At 63.5% G+C, this 2,768-nt stretch carries 1 protein-coding gene; it reads right to left on the bottom strand.

Annotated elements, in window-relative coordinates; translation table 11 throughout:
• Positions 1–277: 277 nt before the first annotated feature.
• Positions 278–1,759 (bottom strand): ATP-binding protein, encoded by a 1,482-nt coding sequence (locus Q4A20_RS14975; RefSeq protein WP_303124190.1) that lies wholly within the window; start codon positions 1,757–1,759, stop codon positions 278–280.
• Positions 1,760–2,768 lie beyond the last annotated feature (1,009 nt).

Here is a 2,768-nt window from a genome sequence, read left to right as displayed (position 1 = left end):
ATCACCGCATAACCAGATCTACACCACACCAAGAGACTTGACCACGACGGCGGCAGGTAGTCATGACCCAATGATTCCCGCGTGTCCATGCGGCGAGTGTAGCGGAAGGCGGTGGTTTGCAGGCGGTGTAGGCGGTGGTTTGCGGGGTAGCTGGGCGGAGGTTAGCGGACTGGACGGGTCGGTGTGCCGGGTCGGGTGGCGTTTATGCCGGACTTACCAGTCAGCTTCGCACTTAACTTCACGGCTTGTGAAGTTAAGTGCGAAGTTGGGTGCGAAGTTACTGACGCGCCAAGCGGTAGCGCTGCTTCGGGCTACGCGGAGGTTCGGTCGCCTCCACAGTCCCGTCGGCAATCAATCCCCTCAGGGCGTTCTGGATGGTGCTGCGGCTGAGGACGAAGGTCTCGGCGAGTTCGGCAGCCGAGGCGCTCTCCTGCTTGGTGAGGTAGTCGGCGATACGGTCTCGGGCGGGCGCGTACCGCTCCCGTGGCGCGACGCGCCGGCGGCGGAATGTGATGGTGAAGCTGGTGGCCGAGCTCTTGATTTCGGGCGGCGGCAGGAGGGCCTCGGCAAGGGCGTGCCGGATGACTGCGATTCCGGTACCGCGGTTTTCGGCCACGGCGCCACCATTGGGGAAGGTGGTGGACTCCAATAGGGTTGACAAGCGCTGGTTGCGGCTCGTGCTAACACCCGCTTGGCCTAAGGTCTCTACCGTGACGGCGCCGTATAGACCGCCCGGGTTCATGATCTCGAGCCGATCGACGAACATGCTGACCTGTACCTGCGCGCCGCGCGCGGCCGGCGAGTAGTCCCGGTGCATGAGGGCGTTGACCACGGCCTCACGCACGGCGACGAGTGGGTAGTCGGGCAGATCCGTGCGGAAGGTATCTCCGATCAGGCCGGCCGTGCGCATATTGCGTCTGACGGCGTCGACAGCGGACTCGACGAGCTCGGGGATCGGGCCGGCCAGAGTGGTACTGTCGAGTAGACGCACGCCCTCGGTGACGCTGCCCCGATCGGTTCCGGGGAACACGGCGAAGGTGACGGTCAGTCGCGGAAAGAACTGCTGCGGGTATTCTCCAAGCGCTAGGAGCGCGGCGAGGGTGGGGTGCCCGTCCCGGGTGATGCGCAGGCGTTCATGTGCGGTGTCGTGGCCGTCGGCGAAGGTCTTGGGACGCAGGGTCCGCTGGCCGTCGAGAAAGGCGCCCAGGGCGTCGTCGTCGAGGTCGTTGAGGGTGGCGTCTGGCACCACTTCCTCATCCCACCGCGGCTGAATGTGCTCTTCCAGGAGCCTTTCAACCTCGTACTGGGTCATGTGATGGTCGCCGTCGCCAGATCTGGTGTAGGAGCCGCCGTATTGGCCCTGATCAGTGACGTAACAGGGCTTGTGGCGCGGCTCTATCTCCGGGATCTTGGCGACGACGACAGGAGCCTTACCCAGTGGGACGATCTCAATGAGGGGACGGACTACCGGGGTCATCTGCTCGCAACGGGCAACGAGTTGATTCCGGGTGTGGGTGGCGTCGAAGTGCGGGACGGGGGCGAAGTCCTGTGCCTCGTCGAGACCGATGAGGATGGTGCCTCCTGCGGAATTGGAGAAGGCGCTAAGGGTGGCACGAATGTCCTTGCCGACGCCCGACTTGACCTCGAGCACCTGCTGGTCAGTGCCGATGACCCGGAGCTGGTCGACGAGGATGGAGAGTTGCGCGGAGTCCTTGGCCTGCGGCGTCCTTCCTTCTTCACACTTCGCAACTTCGTACATATCTTAACAGTGTGTGAAGTTAAGTGTGAAGTTGAGTGCGAAGTTTGCATCGGGTCGGGTGGGCCACCGTGGTGCGCGAGGCGGCAAAGTGCGTCGCCGCCAGACTCAGGGTCAGGGGGCAGCGCCCGCCGTCGGCGCTCGCGATCGGCACCTCTGCTACTCCACTTCCGCATTGGGTACGCCGGTTAGGTGTTTGCTGAAGGCTTCCGAACCCTTCAGCAAACACCAAAGTGGAGTAGTAGAGGCCGAACCGGCGTAGTAGACGCCGTGCGAGATGAGTAGGTGGCTACTGCTTGAGATGGCCTACGCGGTCGCGAACAAGCAGGACGACTTCTACGCATAGCCCGGCCAGTAGCATCCAGCGCACGATGCTCCACACGTCTGCGGACAGGAAGCTGAAGCACACGGTGGTGACCAAGGACCAGGCCAGGAGGGTGCGCAGGTGGCGTGGGGCGTTCAGGAAAGGCCGTTGGTGGACTCGGTTCGGGTAGAACCCATGGCTGCTTCTTCCGGTGACGGCGGTTGGCAGCGTAGCTCACTGTGGTTGTTTTTGCAGATCCCCGAGTCGGCACGGGCTACAGCGATTCAGAGGATGGATGCCGACGGCACTAGCGCCGACGGATCATGTCAGTAGGCGTCTTTATGCTCTACGCCTGTCAACGACGATCGACGTCTACTCCACGACGGTCATCCGGCTCTTCCGGTTGTGGGTGTGTTGGTGCGGGTCGGGGGGATGCGGTGTGGGAGGTCGTTGTCGGTGGGTGCCGATCTGCCGAAGACTACCTCTTCAGCCCCAAACCCTCCACGTTCGGGAGGGTTTGGGGCCGACGAGGACGTCTTGGCCGGGCCGGGGTCGTTCTCGGGCAGGCGGGGACGTTCTCGCCGAACCTGAGACGATCTCGGGCCATCAGCTCAGGCGGTGTCGGCGTGCGCGGATGATCCGTTGGGATCGTTGAAATTGTGCCGACGCCGGATCGGGCTCGTAGCGGTTGACGGCACCGACCAGTGA

The sequence above is a fragment of the Actinomyces sp. genome (genome assembly GCF_030530635.1).
Classification (GTDB): Bacteria; Actinomycetota; Actinomycetes; order Actinomycetales; family Actinomycetaceae; genus Actinomyces.
This window is presented reverse-complemented; position numbering and strand designations above follow the sequence as displayed.